21 protein-coding genes are annotated in these 17039 nt (G+C 69.6%); 8 read left to right on the top strand and 13 right to left on the bottom strand.

Annotated elements, in window-relative coordinates:
- Positions 1–4: 4 nt before the first annotated feature.
- From ACFXI3_RS29505 to ACFXI3_RS29495, 3 genes are all read right to left on the bottom strand, one after another.
- Entirely contained in the window at positions 5–571 is a 567-nt protein-coding gene (locus tag ACFXI3_RS29505) for a cadmium resistance transporter (RefSeq protein ID WP_378403849.1), read from the bottom strand.
- A 173-nt stretch (positions 572–744) separates the two neighbouring features.
- Positions 745–1899: an acyl-CoA dehydrogenase family protein gene (locus ACFXI3_RS29500; protein WP_378403847.1), complete on the bottom strand. Its 1155-nt coding sequence runs from the start codon at positions 1897–1899 to the stop codon at positions 745–747.
- A 20-nt stretch (positions 1900–1919) separates the two neighbouring features.
- Positions 1920–2771 carry a 3-hydroxybutyryl-CoA dehydrogenase gene (locus ACFXI3_RS29495; protein WP_378403845.1) on the bottom strand — a complete coding sequence of 284 codons (852 nt, stop codon included), beginning with the start codon at positions 2769–2771 and terminating at the stop codon, positions 1920–1922.
- Positions 2772–2911: 140 nt separating this feature from the next.
- Between ACFXI3_RS29495 and ACFXI3_RS29490 the strand changes: the two genes are divergently transcribed.
- Positions 2912–3580 carry a TetR/AcrR family transcriptional regulator gene (locus ACFXI3_RS29490; protein WP_378403843.1) on the top strand — a complete coding sequence of 223 codons (669 nt, stop codon included), beginning with the start codon at positions 2912–2914 and terminating at the stop codon, positions 3578–3580.
- A gap of 4 nt (positions 3581–3584) precedes the next feature.
- Here ACFXI3_RS29490 and ACFXI3_RS29485 read toward each other — a convergent pair whose 3' ends face one another.
- The 4 genes from ACFXI3_RS29485 to ACFXI3_RS29470 all read right to left on the bottom strand — a co-directional run bounded on the left by ACFXI3_RS29485 (position 3585) and on the right by ACFXI3_RS29470 (position 6569).
- A complete protein-coding gene (locus ACFXI3_RS29485) occupies positions 3585–4205 on the bottom strand; it encodes a YbaB/EbfC family nucleoid-associated protein (protein WP_378403841.1) in 621 nt (206 codons plus the stop codon).
- Position 4206: 1 nt separating this feature from the next.
- A complete protein-coding gene (locus ACFXI3_RS29480) occupies positions 4207–5244 on the bottom strand; it encodes a hypothetical protein (protein ID WP_378403839.1) in 1038 nt (345 codons plus the stop codon).
- A 1-nt stretch (position 5245) separates the two neighbouring features.
- Positions 5246–5623: a hypothetical protein gene (locus tag ACFXI3_RS29475; RefSeq protein ID WP_344279014.1), complete on the bottom strand. Its 378-nt coding sequence runs from the start codon at positions 5621–5623 to the stop codon at positions 5246–5248.
- A gap of 121 nt (positions 5624–5744) precedes the next feature.
- Entirely contained in the window at positions 5745–6569 is an 825-nt protein-coding gene (locus ACFXI3_RS29470; protein WP_378403837.1) for a DUF1295 domain-containing protein, read from the bottom strand.
- A 52-nt stretch (positions 6570–6621) separates the two neighbouring features.
- On the opposite strand from ACFXI3_RS29470, the gene ACFXI3_RS29465 reads away from it, so the two are divergent.
- Positions 6622–7119 (top strand): EXPERA domain-containing protein, encoded by a 498-nt coding sequence (locus ACFXI3_RS29465; protein ID WP_378403835.1) that lies wholly within the window; start codon positions 6622–6624, stop codon positions 7117–7119.
- 349 nt (positions 7120–7468) lie between these two features.
- On the opposite strand, the gene ACFXI3_RS29460 is transcribed toward ACFXI3_RS29465, so the two are convergent.
- Genes ACFXI3_RS29460 through ACFXI3_RS29445 form a run of 4 tightly spaced genes read right to left on the bottom strand, consistent with a single transcriptional unit; the run spans position 7469 to position 10097 of the window.
- Positions 7469–7603: a hypothetical protein gene (locus ACFXI3_RS29460; RefSeq protein WP_378403833.1), complete on the bottom strand. Its 135-nt coding sequence runs from the start codon at positions 7601–7603 to the stop codon at positions 7469–7471.
- A 27-nt stretch (positions 7604–7630) separates the two neighbouring features.
- On the bottom strand, positions 7631–9115 hold the full coding sequence (locus tag ACFXI3_RS29455) for an MFS transporter (protein ID WP_378403831.1): 1485 nt from the start codon (positions 9113–9115) through the stop codon (positions 7631–7633).
- Positions 9116–9166: 51 nt separating this feature from the next.
- Positions 9167–9535 carry a VOC family protein gene (locus tag ACFXI3_RS29450; protein WP_378403829.1) on the bottom strand — a complete coding sequence of 123 codons (369 nt, stop codon included), beginning with the start codon at positions 9533–9535 and terminating at the stop codon, positions 9167–9169.
- 19 nt (positions 9536–9554) lie between these two features.
- Positions 9555–10097, bottom strand: a complete 543-nt coding sequence (locus ACFXI3_RS29445; protein ID WP_378403827.1) for a dihydrofolate reductase family protein — start codon at positions 10095–10097, stop codon at positions 9555–9557.
- A 96-nt stretch (positions 10098–10193) separates the two neighbouring features.
- Between ACFXI3_RS29445 and ACFXI3_RS29440 the strand changes: the two genes are divergently transcribed.
- Complete coding sequence (locus ACFXI3_RS29440) at positions 10194–10565, top strand: YciI family protein (RefSeq protein ID WP_378403825.1); 372 nt, start codon at positions 10194–10196, stop codon at positions 10563–10565.
- Entirely contained in the window at positions 10562–11770 is a 1209-nt protein-coding gene (locus ACFXI3_RS29435; RefSeq protein ID WP_378403930.1) for an RNA polymerase sigma factor, read from the top strand. The genes ACFXI3_RS29440 and ACFXI3_RS29435 overlap by 4 nt, the downstream gene beginning before the upstream one ends.
- On the opposite strand, the gene ACFXI3_RS29430 is transcribed toward ACFXI3_RS29435, so the two are convergent.
- The gene (locus tag ACFXI3_RS29430) at positions 11767–12318 is read right to left on the bottom strand and encodes a D-alanyl-D-alanine carboxypeptidase (RefSeq protein ID WP_378403823.1); all 552 of its coding nucleotides are present in this window, start codon (positions 12316–12318) and stop codon (positions 11767–11769) included. The two genes, ACFXI3_RS29435 and ACFXI3_RS29430, sit on opposite strands and share 4 nt — an antisense overlap.
- 199 nt (positions 12319–12517) lie before the next feature.
- Here ACFXI3_RS29430 and ACFXI3_RS29425 point away from each other — a divergent pair, with 199 nt between their 5' ends.
- Genes ACFXI3_RS29425 through ACFXI3_RS29415 form a run of 3 tightly spaced genes read left to right on the top strand, consistent with a single transcriptional unit; the run spans position 12518 to position 15071 of the window.
- Complete coding sequence (locus tag ACFXI3_RS29425) at positions 12518–13210, top strand: response regulator transcription factor (RefSeq protein ID WP_344281458.1); 693 nt, start codon at positions 12518–12520, stop codon at positions 13208–13210.
- Entirely contained in the window at positions 13207–14616 is a 1410-nt protein-coding gene (locus ACFXI3_RS29420) for a HAMP domain-containing sensor histidine kinase (RefSeq protein ID WP_344281455.1), read from the top strand. Before ACFXI3_RS29425 ends, ACFXI3_RS29420 begins: the two co-directional genes overlap by 4 nt.
- Complete coding sequence (locus ACFXI3_RS29415; RefSeq protein ID WP_378403821.1) at positions 14613–15071, top strand: hypothetical protein; 459 nt, start codon at positions 14613–14615, stop codon at positions 15069–15071. The genes ACFXI3_RS29420 and ACFXI3_RS29415 overlap by 4 nt, the downstream gene beginning before the upstream one ends.
- An 18-nt stretch (positions 15072–15089) precedes the next feature.
- Here the strand turns inward: ACFXI3_RS29415 and ACFXI3_RS29410 are convergent, their stop codons facing one another.
- Positions 15090–16235 carry an MFS transporter gene (locus ACFXI3_RS29410; RefSeq protein WP_378403819.1) on the bottom strand — a complete coding sequence of 382 codons (1146 nt, stop codon included), beginning with the start codon at positions 16233–16235 and terminating at the stop codon, positions 15090–15092.
- A gap of 110 nt (positions 16236–16345) precedes the next feature.
- On the opposite strand from ACFXI3_RS29410, the gene ACFXI3_RS29405 reads away from it, so the two are divergent.
- Entirely contained in the window at positions 16346–16945 is a 600-nt protein-coding gene (locus tag ACFXI3_RS29405) for a TetR/AcrR family transcriptional regulator (protein WP_378403817.1), read from the top strand.
- Positions 16946–17039: the final 94 nt, after the last annotated feature.

Genomic DNA, 17039 nt, shown 5'->3' with positions numbered 1-17039 from the left:
GGCGTCAGAGCCCGAATGCGCCGCCTTCGACGAGGATCAGCAGGCCGATTCCGATCAGAACGACGGGGAGCAGGATGCGTCCCCAGCGTTCCAGGGCGCGGGCGACGACCGGGTGGCTGGCGATCAATCGCCCGAGCAGGCACCAGACCGCGGCCAGGGCGAGGAACACGACGGCGAACACGACCAGGCTGCCCGCTCCGGCGGTGGCGAAAACAGGCACGTACACGCCGATGTTGTCGCCGCCGTTGGCAAAGGTCACTGCGGCGACCGCGAAGACGCCCGGACCGCCGGCCGTAGCGGACTCCTCGGGCTCGGGCGAGTTGCGGTGCTCGCGCCAGACTCGCCATGCCGCGCGCAAGCCGAGCGCCAAGGGCAGCAGGCCCAGGTAGGGAATCGCGGCGGCGGGCAGCAGTCCGGTTCCGAGCGCGCCGAGGACCGATGCGGCCAGGATGGCGGCGAATCCGAGGTATTGGCCGGCCACGACCCGTGCTGTGCCGCCTCGGCTCCCTGCGGCCTGTCCGAAGAACAGGGCCAGGACAACGATGTCGTCCACGTTGGTGACCGCGAACATCCCTGCGGCCTGGCCGACCAGCCCTAGGTTCACCCCGGTCCCTCCCGCCGACGCTGGGAGCGAACCTACCGGGCCGGCTGGCAGCCGAGGCCCTGAACTTCCGACGCGGTGTTCGGACGGCCCGACACCGATCACGGCATGTCAGAACCGTCCGAACTACCGGGTCAAGAACCTCAGCCCTTCAAAAGCTGCCGAGCCATCACCAGTCGCTGGATCTGGTTCGTGCCTTCGTAAATCTGCGTGATCTTCGCGTCCCGCATCATCCGCTCCAGCGGGAAGTCCCGCGTGTACCCGTAACCGCCGAGCAGTTGGACCGCGTCCGTCGTCACGCTCATCGCCACATCCGAGGCGTGGCACTTGGCCGCCGCGCCGAAGAACGACAGGTCCGCGTCACCTCGCTCGGACTTCGCCGCCGCGGTGTACACCATCTGGCGCGCCGTCTCCACTGCCATCGCCATGTCCGCCAGCATGAACTGGATTCCCTGGAAATCCGCGATGTGCTTGCCGAACTGCTTGCGCTCCTTCACGTAACCAAGCGCGTGGTCCAGCGCGCCCTGCGCGATGCCGACGGCCTGCGCGGCGATCGTCACGCGGGTGTGGTCGAGCGTCCGCAGGGCGATCTTCAGGCCCTCTCCCGGCTCGCCGACCATCCGGTCGCCGGGGATGCGCACCTGGTCGAACAGCAGCTCACGCGTCGGCGAGCCCTTCACACCCAGTTTCTTTTCCTTGGCGCCGAAGGAAAAACCGGCGTCGGACTTTTCCACCACGAAGGCGCTCACGTTGGCGCCGCGGCGGCCGTCCGGGTCGGTGACCGCCAGGACCGTGTAGTACTCCGACACACCGGCGTTGGTGATCCACGACTTCTGTCCATTGAGGATCCAGTCGTCGCCGGAAGGGGTGGCGCGGCACCGCATCGATGCGGTGTCCGAGCCCGCGTCGCGTTCGGACAGTCCATACGAGAATCCGGCTTCGCCCGAAGCCAGCGGCGGCAGGTACTTCGCCTTGACGTCCTCGTTCGCGGCCAGGATCAACGGCAGGCTGCCGAGTTTGTTCACCGCGGGAATGAGCGAGGAGGACGCGCACACTCGCGCTACTTCCTCGATCACAATGCAGGTGGCCAACGCGTCGGCACCGGCGCCGCCGTACTGCTCGGGTACGTGCGGGGCGTGGAAGTCCGACGCGACCAGTGCGTCGTAGGACGCCTTGGGGAATTCTTCGCGCTCGTCGGCCTCCGCGGCGTGCAGGGCGATCTGCTCCTCGGCGACCGCGCGGACGGCCTCGCGGATCGCTTCGTGGTCTTCGTTGATCTTGAACAGGTCGAAACTCATCGGGATCTCCTCGCCGGAACTCAGTAGGTGTAGAAGCCGCGGCCGGTTTTGCGGCCCAGCAGGCCGGCGTCGACCATCCGGGCCAGCAGCGGCGGCGGCGCGTACAGCGGCTCCTTGAACTCCTCGTACAGCGATTCCGCGACCGCCTTCGTGGTGTCGAGCCCGATCAGGTCCGCCAGCGCGAGCGGGCCCTGCGGGTGCGCAGCGCCGCGCACGAGGCCCTCGTCGATCGCTTCCTTCGTCGCGAAGCCCGATTCCAGCATGCGCACGGCGGCGAGGATGAACGGGATCAGCAGCGCGTTCACCACGAACCCGGCGCGGTCCTGGCACAGGATCGCGTGCTTGCCCAGCGTCTCCTCGGCGAATTTCCGCGCGCGGGCGGTGGTCTCGTCGCCGGTGAGCAGGCTCGGGACCAGTTCGACCAGCGGCAGCACCGGGACCGGGTTGAAGAAGTGGATGCCGAGCACCTGCGCCGGGCGCGCGGTCGCGGTGCCGAGCTTCATGATCGGGATCGAGGACGTGTTGGAGGCCAGCACCGCGTCCGGCGCGGCGACGATCTTGTCCAGCTTCCCGAACAGCTCCGCCTTGACCGCCTCGTTCTCCACGATCGCCTCGACGACGAGCGTGCGGTCGGCCAGGTCGTCGAGGTCCTCGGTGATCCGGATCCGCTCCAGCACGCCGGCCGCGGACGCGATCTTCCCCTTGCGCTCGGCCCGGCCCAGCGAGGCCTCGAGCCGCGCCCGGCCCGCGTCGGCGGCCGCCCGGGTCGACTCGACCGCCACGACGTCCAGCCCGGCCCGGGCGCACACCTCGGCGATCCCCGCCCCCATCTGGCCGCAGCCGACCACGCCGACGAGCTCCACGTGCCTCACCCATCCCTCCGGTACTTGGTTTCATGATGACGGTACTCAGTACCGACCGGTAGGCCAGAGCGGGGTGGTCCACCTCACCCTGCTCGCTCGGGCCAGGAGGCGATTAGGCTGGCCGCAGCGTGCGTGCGAAAGGTGGCCCGATGCCCGACAAACCGGCCAAGCAACGGCTGACCGAGGCCGCGTTCGCGCTGTTCGAGGAGCACGGCTACGACCAGACGACGGTCGACGACATCACTGACCGCGCGGGCGTCGGGCGCAGCACGTTCTTCCGGGCGTTCCGGTCCAAAGAGGACGTCATCTTCCCCGACCACGAGGTGCTGCTGAGCGCGATCGAGGCCCGGCTGGCCGGTTCCGACCCGCGCACCGCGACCGTCGCGGTCACCGAGGCCTCTCGGCTGGTGCTGCGGCATTACGTCGCCGAGGGCGATCTTGCGCTGGCGCGGTACCGGCTCACCCGCAGCGTTCCCGCGCTGCGCGCCCGGGAAATCGCCGGCACTCGGCAGTATCAACGGCTGTTCCAGGAATTCGTCCACCGCTGGATGGGCGGCGGCGAAGAAACCGCACTGCGCGCCGAACTCATGGCGGCGGCCGTGGTGACGGCGCACAACCACGTCCTCCGCCGCTGGCTGCGCGGGCAGACGACAGACCCGGAAGCCGCGTTCGACGCCGCGATGGCGGACACCGTCGCACTGTTCGGCAATACCGGCGAGACCGAGACGACAGTCGTCGCTTTCCGTACGGGCAAAGACCTTTCCGCGGTCCTGCCGGGGTTGCGCAAACTGCTCGGCGACGAGGGGACGCTCGGCTGAGCGGCTACCAGGCCTCGTCGAACCGCACTCCGCCCTCGTACCAGTCCTCGTCGCTCACCGGACGTTCCGGCTCCGCCGGTTGCTCGGGGTCGGCGGTGCGGTTGCGGAGGTAGTCGCCCTCGCCCGAAGCCGCGGAAGCGCCGCCCGCTGCTTGCCGAGGCGCGGGAGCCGCTGCCCGCGGCGCGGAAGGATTCCCTGACGCAGCAACGGGTTTCGACTGGACCGGCATAGCAGCCGGTTTCGGTTGGACCGGCACAGCAGGCGGTTTCGCTTCGGCGGGCGGAGCAGGCCGAGCAGGCCGCCGAGGAGCAGCGGCCGGAGCAGCGGGAGCCACGTCCGGCGTGAACCCGGCCCGCCACATCAGCCGGTCCATCACGTACCCGCGGGTGCCGAGCGGAGCCAGCAACGACGCCGTCTGGTGCGCCGATTGCCGCTGCGCTTCGGCGTACGTGTGCAGCACCAGCGCGGCCAACTCCTCCGGCGGCAAATTCCGCACTGCGCCGGAGAGTTTCAGTCCAGTGAGGACACCGTCGGTGTTCACCGTGGCCGTGACCGCGTTGTCGGCCGAGGACGCCTCGACCGACAACGCGGACAGTGCCTGGAGCAGTTCTTCCGGATCGGCCACGTCAGTCCATTGTGGACGGCGACAGCGGCTGCGACACCGAACCGTCCGGCGCGATGTCGACGTTCCGGTCCCGGACCTTCTTCTCGGTGTCCTTCGGGGTGTTGGAGGTCTCGAAGTTGGACGGGTCGAACGAATCGCCGGGGCTCACGTCGGCCGGCTTCGGGATGTCGGGCAGGCCGTCGGCCTTCTCGCGGATCTTGTCCGCGAGCCGTCCGGTCGACTGGTCCATTCCCGAGCGGATCTTCTCGACGTTGTCGAGGAAACTCTCGAAGATCTCCTTCGAGGACTCCCCTTCGACCCGCGCCGAGGCCTCCGCCACGACCTCGGACAGCCCCGCGCCCGCACCGGCCACCGCGGCCTGCGTGCCCGCGGCGGCGAGGCTCAGCCCGGCGCCCGCGGCCGCCGGGGTCGCGACCGCGGCGAGCATCCCGACCAGTGCCGCGGTGAAGGCCGTCGTCATGACCTTGGACAGCGAGATCTCGCCCTCCTTGGCCTTGTCCTTCTGGTATTTCTCCGCGGCGTCCTTGAGCGACTTGCCGAGCGTGTTGAGGTCGTCCCGCGCGCCCCACACGCTGTCCCGGCCCGCGACGACGCCGCTCTCCAGCACCGAGATCTCAGTGGCCATCTGGTCGTAGGTCTCCGACAGCCGGTCGAGATACGTCTTCACGTCCTCGGCCGCTTCGCCGCGCCACGAACCCATCAGTTCCTTCGCCCGGCGCAGCTCCGTCATCGAGCCGCGGCCGAGGTTCTGCCAGATGTGCTCGTAAGAATTGATCAGCGACTGCAGTCCGGCGCCGGTGTCTTTGAGGTCGGCCTCGGAGAACTCGCGGAAGATGCTCGTGACCTCGTCCTGATAGGACTCGTACAGGCCGTCCATCATCTGGAACAGCATGAACTCCGCGTAGCGCAACGCCAGCACGCCGTCGAGCGCGTCGTTCGCGCCTTGCCGCAGGTCCTCGCAGATGCCTTCGAGCAGCTGCTCGCGCGAGCGTTCGTCCGAACCGCCGCTCAGCCCGAAGTAGTTTTCCTGGTCACTCACGTCAGAGCCCCTCCCCTGCCGCGTTGCGCACGCCCATCCGCGCTTCCCCGTCGGCGCTCTCGTACAGGTCGGCCACGCGCGCGAGCGCGACGCTCGCCTGCTGCGTGGTGAAAGCGAGCTTCGCCAGCGCTTCCTCGACCTTCGAACGGTGGTACTCGTACGCCGCCGCGACCTGGCGCATGCCGAGCGAGCCGCCGAACGCCGTCGTCGGGCCGCCGCCGAACGGGTTGAACCCGCCGAAGATGCCCTGCGGTCCGGTCGCCTCGGGCATGTCCAGCCCGCGCACGCCGTCGCGCGCGGTTTCCGCCGCGTGCCCGGCGTCCTCGACGAACCCGCTCGCCTTGCGCAGATCCTTCACGTCGGTTTCGAAACCGATCATGGGTCCACCCCCAGTCGTATGAACCGTCACCCTACTGAGCGAACGGTATCCTTCCGACTCATCGGACATGACGCCGGTTCACGACATCGACGTGACCACCGCCACATTCCGGACGTACCGGCTATCCCTCGCGCGCGGGCGCGGACGCCGCTCGGCGCGGAAACCACGGCACGATGGGAGAAACGCGCCGCTGGTAGTCCGCGTACTCCGGATAGCGGCCGAGGGTGATGCTCTCGGTGAAGATCGTCGAGCCGATGAACAGCGCCGTCAGCAGGACCGCGCCGACGATCGTCCAGGTGACCGTGCCCGCCGCGGACACACCGAGCAGGAACACGAGCCACCACTGCGCTTGTTCGAAGAAGAAGTTGGGGTGGCGGGAAAAGCGGAACAGCCCGGTCTGCGCGAACCGCGGGTCGGGGGTGCGCCCGGCGGCCGTCTCGCGCTTCTTCCGCTGGTGGAAGTTCCACTGCTGCTGATCGGCGAGGGTTTCGCCGGCCAGGCAGGCAACGAACGCCACCGCCAGCACGATGTCGGCGACGCCCAGCGGCGTCTGATGATCAAGCGCGGTCCACGCGGGCAGAGTGATGAGCAGCAGGATCACGTTCTGGTACAGCGTGATGAAGAAGAGGTTGAACAGCTGGAACTGCCACGGAGCCATCCGGCCGCGCAGCACCGCCCAGCGGTAGTCCTCGCCGCCGCGTGCGTAGCCGCCCTTGCGTCCGTAGTTGAAGGTCAGCCGCGCGCCCCACAGGAACACGAGCGCGAACAGCAGGTTCAGCCTGGCGTCCGCGAACCCCGCGTGACCGGCGAAGATCCCGGCGTAGGCCACCGGGACGACCGACCAGATCCGGTCCACCCAGGAGTACTCCCTGGTGAGCACCGACAGCAGCCAGCAGCCGGCGCACACGCCCGCGAAAACCCAGAGGCACACCTGGAACGCGTTCATGACCGCGACTTTACTGCCGGAATCGCCCGCGCGACGCCGTTAGAATCCGCCGATGACGGCGAACCTGCCCCTGCGCGAACGCAAGATCGACCTCTTCTTCGCGGCGATCTTCTCGGTTTTCACGGTGACGTCGCTGATCAGCGACCTGCTGCCGACGATCGGCGTCGACTTCTCGCGGCCGACCGGCAACTTCTTCGTCGACTCCAACTACTGGTACGCCCACGACGCCGACCCGCTCTTCATGCACCCGCCGGACTGGATGCGGATCGTCACCGGGCTGTCCGCGTTCGTCTACCTGCCTTTCTACGTCGTGCTCGTCTGGTGTCTCGTCACCGGCCGCAACGGGATCCAGCTGTTCGCGGTGATCTACGCGACGATGATCGTCACCCTCACCGGGATCGTCGTGTTCGGCGTCGAGTTCTTCGGCGACCCGGCTACCCGTACTGGCAACCCGGGCAAGTTCCTCGCGTTCAACCTCCCTTACGTGCTGATCCCGTTGCTGTTGCTGGTGCGGATGCGTCGACCGCTGCCGTTCGCTCGGCGGTTTTGACCATTGTGGACAGACATTGGCGGGGGCTGGCGGGTCGCCGAAGAGCGCTTCCGGGGCACGGGCGTGACCGGCGGCGAAAGCACCATCGGGGCAGCCTGCCGCCGAGCCGGTTGAAGAACGACGCTGGCCCAGCGACCCGGCCGCGCTGGCCGTCGTTGGTCACGTCAGCGGCGACTGGCAGGAACATCGCCGCCATCGTGTCGACGTCCAGCAAGACGACCCACTGACCGCGCCCGCAGTCACCCCACCTCCGCCCCCGCCTTGCGCAGCACCCGTTGTCGCCGGCTCGTGTAAGCCGCGACCGAACCGCACAGCAAGGCCAGGATCGCGACTGCTGCCAATACGTCCGTCACTGACGTGACCAGGAACGAAAGCACCAGCGGACCAGCGAGCCCGACCGACCCGGCGATCCGCCGCGCTGGCCGTCGTCGGACACCTCAGCGGCAAACGGCAGGAACACCGCCGCCATCGTGTCGACGCTCATCAAGGCGACCACTGACAGCCCCCGCAGTCACCCCACCTCCGCCCCTGCCTTGCGCAGCACCCGTTGTCGCCGACTCGTGTAAGCCGCGACCGAACCGCACAGCAAGGCCAGGATCGCGACTGCTGCCAGCACGTCCGTCACTGACGTGACCAGGAACGAAAGCACCAGCGGACCGGCTAATCCGCCGAGCCGGTTGAAGAACGACACCGACCCGGCGACTCGGCCGCGCTGGCCGTCGTCGGCTACGTCGGCGGCGACGGGCAGGAACACCGCGGCCATCGTGTTGACGCCGAGCAAGGCGACCGTCAGCACGGCGCCCGACAGCCACGGCGCGGCGACTGCCCATCCGGACACCGCGAGTGCCAGCAACAGCACCGCGGTGCACACGGCCAATCGCACCGTCACGCCGGTCGGGCCGAAACGGCGGTAGCCCAGCACCAGCAGCCCCGCGCACAGCACCATCGCCACCGCGGATCCGGTGAGCAGGGCGTTCGCTGTGGTCAGCGACAACCCGCCGACGCGGGACAACGTCGGCACCCAGGTGGTCAGGCCGAACGTGGTCAGACCGATCGAGAAGGCGAACACCCATTGCAGCCGGGTCGTCAGCGTGTTCCGGGCCAGCCAGTTCGTCTCCGCCGCGGGTTGTGCGGGGGCCCCGCGCTGATCCGGGATGACCGCCGCGGCGGCGGCCAGCAGCAGACCGGTCGGCGCGCCGATGAGCCACAGCACCCGCCACCCGAACACCGGCTCCAGCCACAGCGCCGAACCGGACGCGACCAGGTAGCCGATCGCGGTCGCCACGATCGACAACCCGGTCACCACCGCTCCCCTGCCGCGTCCGGGGAACAGGTCGCTCAGCACCGTGATCAGCATCGGAGCCAGCCCGCCGACAGCGATGCCCATCAGGAAGCACATCACCGCGTTGCCGCCGAAATTGGGCATCGTCCCGCACATGCTGGTCGCGGTGAACCCGAGCGTGGCGAGCAGATAGCAGGCCCGCCTTCCGACGCGCTCGGCCAGCTGGCTGCACAGCAGAGCGCCCAATGCGGTGCCGGACAGCCCGCTCACCGCCAGCAGCGACGCGGTCGAGGCGTCGATGCCGTATTCCGCGCGCAGGCCGGGAATGACGAACCCGAGCGTCGACGTCTTGCTGATGTCGATGGTCAGCGCGGCGGTGGCGACCACCGCGATCGTCCGTCTTCCCCGGACTTTCGGCTGTGGCAGGGCGACGGGGGAAACACTGTGCCGCGTCCGGCCGAGGACCAGCGCGGCTCCGAGCGCGAGCAGCAATGCCGTTCCGGCCACGAACATCTCCGGCATGTCGGCCAGCGCCATGCCGTGCAGCCGCCGGTCGGCCATCGAACCCATCGAACCCATCGCGCCGGCCGGGTCCGTCCCGGGCATTTCGAAAGCGCGGAAAAAGCCCACCGCCGAAGCGACCACAACCACTGCCGCCGCCACTGCGAGCAATCCCCGCCAGCCCGTCCGAGCCGGCGCCGAAATCGTCGTCATGCCTCCAACTTCTCACCCGGGCGCCCGGTCCGGCATCTTCAGTCTTGCGCTTCAGTTTTCCTGGAGGACGGAAAGAATATTCCCCGCCGGATCCTTGAACCACGCGATCAGCGGACCGCCCAGCCGGAAGACGCCCTTCTCGTCGACTCCGTCGAACGGTTCGAACGAAACCCCTGCCGCGCCAAGGCCCGCGACCGCCTGGTCGATGTCGTCGACCGGGAAGTTGAGCACGGTGTACTCGGCCGGAACGTGCTTGTCGCCCTTCGGATAGACGAGCACTTCGCGCCCTTCCGCGAGACGCAGGCGCAGCATCCCCCAGTTTTCGGTGACCTCGATGCCGAGCGTCTCAGCGTAGAACTTCCGCGCGGCCGGGATGTCGTCCACGGAAAAACCGCTGAACGCTTTGCTGGTGTCGAACATTATTGCTCCTTGAGAATTGTCAGTGCCGCTTCGGACGGTAGGTCACCGAGAGGACCCCGTTTTCGAAGGTCCGGGAAGCGGCGAGTTCGAGATCGGCCCGATCGGACGGCGGCTCGAACAGCCGCGCGCCCGAGCCGAGCACGATCGGGTGGATCAGCAGATGCAGCTCGTCCAGCAGACCCGCCGGCAGCAGCGACCGCACCAGCCGGGGGCTGCCGGGGATGTGGATGTTCTTGCCCGGCTTGCTCTTAAGCGCGGTCAATTCGGCCGCCAGGTCGGCGCCGAGCAGCGTCGAGCCGCTCCAGTCCAGTTCGGCGAGCGTGCTCGACACGATGTACTTCGGGGTGTTGTTCATGAACGCGGCTACCGGCGACGAGTCGCCCAGCTCCGGCCACCTATGGGCGAAGTCCGCGTAGGTGTTCCGGCCGAGCAGGATGGCGTCCGACTCGGCGATGCTGGTGCGGATCACCTCGTCCGCCTCGTGGTTCAGCATCAGCCAGTCCGGCGGCGACTCCGTCACTCCGTCCAGCGAAACCGACAGCCCGGCCACGATCTTGCGCACGGCTATGCTCCTTCCTCAGCTGACATTCACCGGGGACGTCGGAGCCGGAATCCGGAAGGCGACACCGGCGGCGGAGAAATTTTCGAAGGCGGTGCGGTGCGGTACCTGATCATGATCCACAGCAATCCGCGGTTCCGGGCTCTCTGGGAGGAGCTGCCGGACGAGAAGAAGGCCGAGTTCGGCCGCAGCCATCTCGCGCTCAACCGGTCCCTCGAGGAGTCCGGCGAGCTGGTGCTCAGCGACGGGCTGGCCGATCCCGCCGAAGCCAAGTGCGTCACCGTGCGGGACGGCAAGGCGGTGGCGAGCGACGGACCGTTCGCCGAGGTCAAGGAGCATCTGGTCGGTTTCTACCTGGTCGAATGCGAGAGCATGGAACGGGCGCTGGAGCACGCGGCCCGGGTGCCGGACGCGCTGTACGGCAAGATCGAGGTACGACCGCTCCGCAACGTGAAAGAGCTGGATCTCTGACTCCCCCGCCCGGCTTCGAACAGCTCCTGCGCGACCTCGCGCCGCAGGTGCTCACCGCTGTCTGCCGCCGGTTCGGCGACTTCTCGCTTTGCGAGGACGCGGTGCAGGAAGCGCTGCTGTCCGCCGCGCTGAAGTGGCCGGAGCAGGGCCTGCCGGACAACCCCAAGAGCTGGCTGATCACCGCCGCCGCGCGCAGGCGTATCGACATCGAACGCAGCGAGACAGCCCGTCGGCAGCGCGAGCACACGGCCGCCGGACTGGCGGTGCCGCAACCGGAACTGGCACCGGCCGACGACGACACGCTGACCCTGTTGATGCTGTGCTGTCGCCCCGAACTCGGCAAAGCGTCCCAGCTCGCGTTGACGCTGCGAGCGGTCGGCGGCCTCACCACGGCGGAAATCGGCCGGGCGTTGCTGGTGCCGGAGAAAACCGTGAGCCAGCGGATCAACCGGGCGAAGAAACGGCTCAGCGGCGCGCGATTCCGGATGCCGCCGCCGGAAGAACGGGCCGAGCGGATGGCCGCGGTGCTGCAGGTGCTGTACCTGGTCTTCACCGAGGGGCACACCGCCAGCTCCGGGACCGCGGTCAACCGGGTCGAACTCACCGCCGAGGCCATCCGGCTCACCCGGCAGCTGCACGCACAAGTCCCCGACGACGGCGAGGTCGCCGGGCTGCTGGCGCTCATGCTGCTCAGCGACGCCCGGCGGCCCGCGCGGACCCGGCCCGACGGCACCGCCGTTCCGCTGGCCGAACAGGACCGCACCCGCTGGGACGCCGCGGCGATTGCCGAAGGGCTCGGCCTGATCGAGAAAACCCTGGCCACCGCCCGGCTCGGGCCGTATCAGCTCGAGGCCGCGATCGCCGCCGTGCACGACGAGGCGGCCCGCGCCGAGGACACCGATTGGCCGCAGATCCTTGCCCTGTACGACCTTCTGCTCGCCCTCGCGCCGAGCCCGGTCGCGGCGCTGAACCGGATCGTCGGCGTCGCCATGGTCCACGGCGCGCGCGAGGGACTGCGGCAGCTGGACGCGATCGCCGGGCTGGACGAGCACCATCGCGTCGACGTCGTGCGCGCGCACCTGCTCGACCTGGCGGGCGAGCACGGGCAAGCCCAGGCCTATTACCGTTCAGCGGCACAGAAAACACTCAGCGTTCCCGAACGACGATACCTGGAATCCCGCGCCGCGAACGGGAAATCACCCTAGCCGGCGACCCGGGCCATCGACGGCGGACGCAGGGAATCCGGGTCCGGCAACCGCATCGGCACAGTGTGCGCGTGATACTCGAAGTGCCACCATTCGTTGTCGTAGCGGCGATACAGCCGATACTCCGGCCCGTGCCGCTCCAGCCACGCCGCGCCCTCGCTCGGGCGCACGTCCAGTGCCGTGCCGCGGACATGCGCCGATTCGTGCGGCGGCAGCACCCGGCGCCGAGCCGCGGTGACGGAACCGGTGCGGTGCACCTCTTCGGCGAACAGCCGGTGCTGATGAGCGGCGTCGCGGTGGCCGGAGGTGAGACCGATGAGCTGGCGGTGCTGCCAGAACGCCTCGGTGCGCGCCGCGGTGAAGGCTGCGCGAGCCGGTTCGCTGAGGCCGGCGAGGTCCTCGGCCGGGTATCGCATCGCGAGCGCCCACTGGCAGGCCAGATACCGGCCGCGGCCGGGCGAACGCAGGAAAGCCGCCGGGAGCAGCGCCACCGCCAGGAGGCGGGTGACGGCCGCGAGGACCCGGGGCCGGCGAAGCGATTCGATCATGAGGTCCACTTTCGGACCCCAGTGTGCGCGCACTGCGCACGGAGTTTGACAGCTCTGTAACAGTTCGCCACGGCCGCGCTGTTACCGAACGATGACACGGCACGCACCGGGCGGGGATCCTGGCCGGGCAGGCTGGGCCCTGGTTGTCCGCTGTGGACTGTCCGGGCGGGCGGACGGGCGGGCTGCGATAGTGGGAGACATGCCGAGGGTGCTGCTGATCGAAGACGACCAGGCCGTGCGCGACGGCCTGCGGCTGGCCCTGACGTACCAGGGCCACACGGTCGAAGCGGTGGAGACCGGCGAGGAAGGCCTCGCCCGGCTCGCCGGAGACCCGGCCGACGTCGTCGTCCTCGACCTCATGCTGCCCGGGATGGACGGCTTCGAGGTGTGCCGGCGCATCCGCGCGTCCGGCGACCTGCCGATCATCATGCTCACCGCGCGCAACGACGACATCGACGTGGTGGCCGGGCTCGAAGCCGGAGCCGACGACTACGTCGTGAAGCCCGCGCAGGCCCGCGTCCTGGAGGCACGCATCCGCGCCGTGCTGCGCCGCACCGGCGGCGAACCGCGCGGCCAGGGCCCGAAACCGGGTCCGGAACGGCACGGCGACCTGACGATCGACCGCGAGGGTCTCGTGGTCAGCAAGCACGGCACGGTCATCGGCCTAGCGCCGACCGAACTGCGGCTGCTGCTGGAGCTGTCCGCCTCTCCCGGCCGCGTGCTCAGCCGTCAGCAGCTGCTCGAATCCGTGTGGGACCAGGGTTATCTCGGCGATTCGCGGCTCGTCGACGCGTGCGTGCAGCGGCTGCGGTCCAAGATCGAGGACGACGCCGCCAAACCGGTGTACGTCCAGACCCTGCGAGGTTTCGGCTATCGCTTCGGGCCGCTGTGACCGGCTGGCTGTTCCGGGGGCTGCGCACCCGGCTGCTGGTCGCGTTCGCGCTGCTGAGCGTGTTCACCGCGCTGGCCGTCGCCGGGATCGGGTATGTGCAGGCCCGCGACGGGATCCTGCAGCGCACCCAGGACAACGCCGCCGTCGAGATGACGAACCAGCTCAAGCAGCTGTACCCGCTCCCCCGGCGGCCGGTGAACTCGAGCGCGCTGCAGCTGGCCGCCGACCGGCTGAACGGCCGGAGGAACTCCGCGCTGGTCACGAGCGGCGGGCACAGCGAAGGCAACATGCCCGCCTCGGTGATCACGCCGGAACTGCGCGGGGCCGTGCAGTCCGGCCGGGTGGCGTGGCAGCGGGTGGACGTCGGCGGCGTGACGCAGCTGGTGCTGGGCTCGCCGTTGCTGATCGCGACCGGCGACCGGCGGAATCCGACGGTTCCGTCCGGGATCGAGGTCTACGAGCTGCGCAATCTCGACGCGGAAATCGAGGCGGTGAACCGGCTCGCCCGGGACGCGTGGCTCGCCGGCGGGGCCGCGCTGGTGGTGGCTTTGATCCTCGCCGTACTCGCCGCCGGCAGCGTGTTGCGGCCGGTGGGCGAGTTGCAGCGCGCGGCCCGCAGGCTCGGCGCGGGCGACCTCGACGCCCGGATCGCCGTGCGCGGCAGCGACGAACTGGCCAGCGTCGCCGAGACGTTCAACTCGACCGCCGACTCGCTGCAACGCCACGTCGGCGAACTGCGCCGGATGGAAGCCGACGCGCGGCGGTTCGTCGCCGACGTGTCGCACGAACTGCGCACTCCGCTGGCCGCGATGACCGCGGTCACCGACATGCTCGACGCCGAAGCGAAGCGGCTGCCGGACGCGGCGGGCGAGGCGGTGCGGCTGGTCAGCCAGGAGACGCACAACCTGGCGCGGCTGGTGAACGACCTGATCGAGGTCACCCGCTTCGACTCCGGCACCGCGTCGCTCGCGGTGGACGACGTCGACGTTGCCGAGGCGGTCCGCGCGACTCTGCGGGCGCGGGGGTTCGCCGTGGAGACCGATTTGCCGGACGGCATCCGGGCGCGCGTCGATCCGCGCCGGCTGGACGTGATCGTGGCCAATCTCGTCGGGAACGCGCTGCGGCACGGCGCGGAGCCGGTGACCGTCCGGTTGCGGGGCGACCAGGCGGGGATCACGCTTTCCGTCGAAGACTCCGGCTCCGGGCTGGACGAGGAGGTGCTTCCGCACGTGTTCGCCCGGTTCTACAAGGCGGATACCGCTCGCAGCCGGTCCGAGGGAAGCGGGCTCGGGCTCGCCATCGCCTGGGAGAACGCGCGGTTGCACCACGGGGAGCTGACGGCCGGGAACCGGCCCGGCGGCGGTGCGGTGTTCACGTTGTGGCTGCCTCGGGAGGTGCGGCAGTGAAGCGATTGCTCACGCTGATCGCCGTGGTGGCGCTGACGGTGAGCTGCGGGGTGCGGCCCAGCGGCGTGATCACCGGGGAGAACGCGCCCAGCGGGCCGCCGAACGGGAACCTCGGCTCCACGGCGACGGTGTATTTCGTGCTCAACGGGAACGTCGCGCCGGTGGTGCGCAACGGGGTCGGCGACGTGGCCGCGGACCGGGTCCGGGTGCTGGAGCGGGGGCCGGACGAGGACGAACGGGCCGGCGGGTACACGACGGAGCTGCCGCCGTCGTTCGAGCCGATCGCCATCGGGGTGAGCGACGCGGAGATCGGGGTCAACGTCCGGGAATTGTCGCCGAATGCCGTGTCGCAGATCGTGTGCACCGTGCTCGCGGCGGGCGGGGGCGGGGCGTCCGGCACGATCACGCTTTCCGGAGGGGGCCAGACGCTGCATCCTCAGGCTTGCGGCAGATAGCTCAGCCGCGCGGCTTCATCACCGGCGCGAACACCACCGCCACCACGCCAGAGGCAGCAGGAACGCGACGTTCAGCGGCACCCAGTGCGCCAGCCCGCCGATGATCGCCGGACCGGCCAGCAGCCCGACGTACCCGACGCCGACCACCCGCGCCATCAACGCCCCCGACGCCCGCTTGTCCAGATTGCCCGCCGCGGTGAACAGCTGCGGGACGCCACCGGAGAGCCCGAGCCCGAACAACGCCCAGCCGCACAACGACAACGGAACCCACGGCGCCAGCGACGCGATCGCGAGCCCCAGCGCGGCCAACCCGCTTCCGTAGCGCACCACCGCGACCGGACCGGCCAGCGCGGCTACCCGGTCAGTCGCGAATCGGCCGACTGTCATGGCCACCGCGAACGAGCCGTACGCCAGGGCGGCGGTGCTCTCGGACGTCCCCAGCCCGTCTCGGAGATACAGCGCCGCCCAGTCGTTCGCGACACCCTCGGACAGCATCAGCGCGAAGGCCAGCAGACCCAGCAGCCACACCACGCGGGCGGGCGTGCGCGTCGGTTTGGCTTCCTCAGCGGTTTCCTCGGCAGCCTCGTCCGACGAGTCGAGCAGGTACCGGCGGACCAGCAGCGAAACCACAACGCACAGCGCGCCGGTACCGCCGAGCGACACGAGCGTCGGCACGCCCGCCCCCAGCACCGCCGCGCCGACGACCGCCGCGATCGCGCCGCCGATCGACCACATCGCATGGAACGCCGCCATGATCGGCCGGGGATAAGCCCGTTCCACGACCACCGCGTGCGCGTTCATCGCGACGTCCAGCGATCCGTTGAAGAAGCCGAACGCCGCGAGCGCCAGCCCGAGCGTCCACCAGTTCGCCGCGAACCCCGGCAACACGACCGCGACCCCGACGAGCACCCCCGCGACGGACACGACCCGCGGATGCCCGAACCGGTCCGCGAGCGGCCCGGTCACCTGCATCCCGATCAACGCCGAACCGCCGAGCACCAGCAGCAACGCCCCGAGCGCGGTGTGCGAGACGCCGGTCGCGCGCTCGATCACCGGAATGTGCACCACCCACATGCCGACCGCGAACCCGCAGAGGGCGAACACGATCCAGGTGGCGACGCGGGCCGCGCGGGGCAGCACCGGAGGCGGGGAAAGCTCGGTCATCGGGCTCGGCTCCTCTTCGGGGGTCGGGTCCAGTCAGGAACACAGGCACGGGCGGGGGAAAGGGGGCTGGGGCATGATGGGCGAGTGGAAGCCGGCCTGATCGCCGCCCCGTGAGCGGGGGCTACCTGAAGGGCAGAATCCGCCGCGACGACATCGTTTCGGCGGCGGCCGCGGTGTACGGCGAGGCGGGCTACCACGCGTCGTCCCTGCGGGAAATCGCCAAACGAGCCGGCATCACCCACGCCGGCTTGCTGTACCACTTCCCGACGAAGGAAGCCCTGCTCGCCGCAGTCCTGGAACGCCGCGACGCCGAGGACGCCGCCCGCGAACACCTGACCGCCGCCCCGCCCGGCCTGGACGTCCTGCGCCGCTTCATCGCGCTGGCCGAACACAACGTCCGGCACCGAGGCATCGTCGAGGTGTACTCGCGCCTCGCCGCCGAGGCAGTGTCGGAGGACCACCCCGCACACGCCTACTTCGCCCGCCATTACCGCGAGGCCCGCGACAGCATCGCCCAGTCGTTCCACGCGCTCGCCGAAACAGGCGAGCTGCGCCCCGGCGTAGACCCGGACTTGGCGGCACTCACCTTCATCGCACTGATGGACGGCCTCCAGGTCCAGTGGCTCACCACCCCCACGCAAGTAGATACGGTCGGTTCCCTCCGCCTCTCTCTCCAAACTCTCCTGGCTGTCCCCCTGTTCCCGAATTAGGCGAATTCCGGAAATCTCGCCCCAGATGGCCGCCATCCCGCCACAGCTTCCGTGAGGGGAACCCTGAGGGACTCTGAGTCCCTCAGGGTTCCCC

The sequence above is a fragment of the Amycolatopsis sp. NPDC059235 genome (assembly GCF_042754125.1).
In the GTDB taxonomy this organism is placed as follows: Bacteria; Actinomycetota; Actinomycetes; order Mycobacteriales; family Pseudonocardiaceae; genus Amycolatopsis; species Amycolatopsis albidoflava.
Note: the sequence above shows the minus strand (reverse complement) of the source record. Positions and strands in the feature narration are given on the sequence as shown.

Bases quoted from the DNA above. Each gene is read 5' to 3' on its own strand.
- ACFXI3_RS29505 (WP_378403849.1), bottom strand. From the start codon at position 571: ATGTTCGCGGTCACCAACGTGGACGACATCGTTGTCCTGGCCCTGTTC.
- ACFXI3_RS29500 (WP_378403847.1), bottom strand. From the start codon at position 1,899: ATGAGTTTCGACCTGTTCAAGATCAACGAAGACCACGAAGCGATCCGC.
- ACFXI3_RS29410 (WP_378403819.1), bottom strand. From the start codon at position 16,235: ATGACCGAGCTTTCCCCGCCTCCGGTGCTGCCCCGCGCGGCCCGCGTC.
- ACFXI3_RS29430 (WP_378403823.1), bottom strand. From the start codon at position 12,318: ATGATCGAATCGCTTCGCCGGCCCCGGGTCCTCGCGGCCGTCACCCGC.
- ACFXI3_RS29450 (WP_378403829.1), bottom strand. From the start codon at position 9,535: ATGTTCGACACCAGCAAAGCGTTCAGCGGTTTTTCCGTGGACGACATC.
- ACFXI3_RS29460 (WP_378403833.1), bottom strand. From the start codon at position 7,603: ATGAGCGTCGACACGATGGCGGCGGTGTTCCTGCCGTTTGCCGCTGAG.
- ACFXI3_RS29465 (WP_378403835.1), top strand. From the start codon at position 6,622: ATGACGGCGAACCTGCCCCTGCGCGAACGCAAGATCGACCTCTTCTTC.
- ACFXI3_RS29425 (WP_344281458.1), top strand. From the start codon at position 12,518: ATGCCGAGGGTGCTGCTGATCGAAGACGACCAGGCCGTGCGCGACGGC.
- ACFXI3_RS29475 (WP_344279014.1), bottom strand. From the start codon at position 5,623: ATGATCGGTTTCGAAACCGACGTGAAGGATCTGCGCAAGGCGAGCGGG.
- ACFXI3_RS29455 (WP_378403831.1), bottom strand. From the start codon at position 9,115: ATGACGACGATTTCGGCGCCGGCTCGGACGGGCTGGCGGGGATTGCTC.
- ACFXI3_RS29490 (WP_378403843.1), top strand. From the start codon at position 2,912: ATGCCCGACAAACCGGCCAAGCAACGGCTGACCGAGGCCGCGTTCGCG.
- ACFXI3_RS29470 (WP_378403837.1), bottom strand. From the start codon at position 6,569: ATGAACGCGTTCCAGGTGTGCCTCTGGGTTTTCGCGGGCGTGTGCGCC.